The organism is Oculatella sp. LEGE 06141, from assembly GCF_015207605.1.
Taxonomy (GTDB): Bacteria; Cyanobacteriota; Cyanobacteriia; order Elainellales; family Elainellaceae; genus Oculatella.
On the sequence record NZ_JADEWO010000132.1, the window covers coordinates 1 to 3,073 of the forward strand.

The 3,073-nt window shown below is 49.9% G+C and carries 2 protein-coding genes; both read left to right on the forward strand.

The genetic code is table 11. The features are described from left to right. Window positions 1-596 (forward strand): prolyl oligopeptidase family serine peptidase (locus IQ268_RS31865; RefSeq protein ID WP_193887481.1); only part of this gene is annotated, 596 nt, incomplete at its 5' end. Window positions 597-944: 348 nt separating this feature from the next. Continuing rightward, entirely contained in the window at window positions 945-2,720 is a 1,776-nt protein-coding gene (locus tag IQ268_RS31870; protein WP_193887483.1) for an ATP-binding protein, read from the forward strand. The last annotated feature ends 353 nt before the right edge of the window (window positions 2,721-3,073 follow it).

Here is a 3,073-nt window from a genome sequence, read left to right on the forward strand (position 1 = left end):
GCGGTGGGGAATATGGGGAAGAGTGGCACCAGGCGGGAACCAAACTCAATAAGCAAAACGTGTTTGATGACTTCATCGCAGCGGCTGAATGGCTGATTGAGCATCGCTATACATCCCCACAAAAGCTGGCGATCGCCGGGGGCAGTAATGGCGGCTTGCTGGTCGGAGCCTGCATGACTCAGCGCCCCGATTTGTTTGGTGCGGCCTTACCTGCGGTGGGCGTGTTGGATATGCTGCGATTCCACAAATTTACGATTGGCTGGGCCTGGTGTTCCGATTACGGCTCTCCAGATACCCCAGAGGAGTTCAAAGCGCTCTACTCCTATTCCCCACTGCATAACCTCACACCAGGGACATCCTATCCGGCCACTCTGATCACCACCGCAGACCATGACGATCGCGTGGTACCAGCTCACAGCTTTAAGTTTGCAGCAGCGCTGCAAGCCGCCCACAGCGGTGAACCCCCAGTGCTGATTCGCATCGAAACCAAAGCGGGACACGGAGCAGGCAAGCCCACTAGCAAAATTATTGAAGAAGTGGCCGATCGCTGGGCGTTTTTGCTCAAGACGCTGGATGTTGATGTTGATATTACGTAGAAAACGCTTTAGTAGGAACTTATTAGGAACATCAAAGACTAGAAACTAGGAGATGCGAACCAGACATCCACTGCTGGATTTGCTTTATCCTGGGTTCGTTCGAAACCGTTTGCGCTCAGTGCATACCCATTCCATTCTTAAAGTGGAATCTAAACGCAAACCTGCAAAACATCCGCAAGCGTAGCAGCGGATTGTTGATTAAGATAAACTCCAAAAAATTGCTACGATTTCTAAAAAACAGGGTATGGTTGAACCACGATGCGCTGACAGTTCATCGGCGTTGTATGGCTACATCGTGTGTGTAATGGTTGTTGAACGGTCAGGTACCGACTTCTTGAAGAGTTTGCCATGTCAGAGTGTCACGATGCAGCATCTGTGATGCTAAAAGCCAACGACTGTCCCCTTCACCTATTGCTCGTTGAAGAATCAACGTTCGATATAGAGCAAACTGTCAAAGCGCTTCGTGGTGCAGGCGTGCCATTCTCTTATGACACGGCAAACAGCCTCAGCAGTTGCCAAGAAAAGTTGCAGCAAACTCCCTACACTGCTGTGCTGGCTGATTATCAATGTTCAGAGGTGTCAGCATCTCAAGTTTTGGATGCGTTGCGGCGGTTTCATCTAGACACACCACTCATTTTGGTAACGAACGCGTTGGGAGAAGAAGCGGCGATCGACTGCTTAAAGGCAGGCATGGCCGACTATGTGCTGAAAGAACGGCTGTTTCGCTTGCCAATGGTGTTGGAGCGATCGCTCCAGGAAGTAGCATTACGTCGCCAGCAACAGGCTGCCATTGCCCAAATCCAGCGGCAGGCGCAACGAGAGCAGCTCTTCAACCAGATCAGCCAGACCTTAAGCTCTAGCCTCGATCCAGAATATATCCTGCAAAAAATTGTTAACTTAACGGGCGAATGCTTCCAGACCAATCGAGCGTTTATTTTTGCCATCCGCAGCCATCAGGTTCACATCATCAACGAGTGGCGATCGGATAATAACGTGGTTTCGATGCTCAATCGTACCTTTCCATTGTTGGACTGGATGGGGGTAGCAGATTGGGATGAGATCAGCGACTCACCCTCTAGCCTTCATCATGGATGCACGCTCCATGTTGCCGACTTTGCCACGATCGCCCATACCCCATCCCGACAATGGCAGATCGAGCATGCCCATACCCAGTCTGTTTTAAGCGTGCCCATTGTGGTACGAGACCGATTGTTTGGTGGGCTGTGTCTTAATACCACCACCACCCGTCGAACCTTTACAGATGATGAAATTGACCTGCTACAGCGGATTGCAGAACACGCCGCGATCGCACTGTATAACGCGCAAAGCTACGAAGACTTAGAAAACCTGATTCATCGGCGCACGCAAGAACTCGAAGCAGAAAAGCGATTGTCGGACTCTGCCAATCGAGCCAAAAGCGAATTTCTGGCTCACATGAGCCACGAATTACGAACACCACTAACGGGTATCTTGGGATTTTCCAATTTATTGCTCAAACAGGTGTTTGGCCCTCTCAACAGCAAGCAGGTTCAGTACGTAGAAGGCATTACTGCCTGTGGACAGCATCTTTTAGACCTGATTAACGATTTGCTCGATCTGTCTAAAATCGAAGCCGGGAAGGAAGAACTATTTCTAGAGCCGATTGTGGTGCAGGAAATGTGTGAAGCCTGTATAGCGATGATTAAAGAACTGGCTCACAGTCGCGGCCTCGATCTATTGCTGACAATTGACCCCACCTTGAACCTATGTATGGCAGACAAACGGCGCTTAAAGCAAATTCTGTCTAATTTGCTGTCCAATGCTGTCAAATTTACCGAAGTGGGTTCGGTTCGCTTAGAGGTACATCAACGGGATGAAACGATTCAGTTCGCCGTCATTGACACCGGAATTGGCATCGCCGAGGCTGATCAGGTCAAGCTGTTTCAGTCTTTTCAGCAGATTGACGGTGGTTTAGCTCGCAAATATGAAGGCAGCGGCCTGGGACTGGTATTAGCCCGCAAACTGGCGCAACTTCATGGTGGCGATATTAGCATCCAGTCTGAACTGGGGAAAGGCAGTTGCTTTACCCTATCCCTGCCAGCAGCAACCGTCGAACTGCGGCAAATGATGGCTCCGCTGCGATGAGAATGAAGTAAAAACGCATTCGTTCCCTCAGCAACACCAGAATTTGAGCGAAACCAGTGTTCGGCTCAGGTCAAACATGCGACATCACTGGAATACGGTTTGAATTCGCTTCTGCTGACCCACTTTAGGGAACGTCCGAACCTTCAAAGTCTCCCAAATAGGGGATATAGGAAGCGATCTGAGCCATGACCGCTCCCTATATCCTCCGATTCAGCAACGCCGAAAATGCCTTCCGAGGGATGCCCCTGGCACAGCAGTTTAATACTGTGAACAGATTGAGCACTAAAAATGGGGATTTTGATGAATCAGCGATCGCCACGTTTTACGATTTTGCAAATTTCGCCACCAGAACC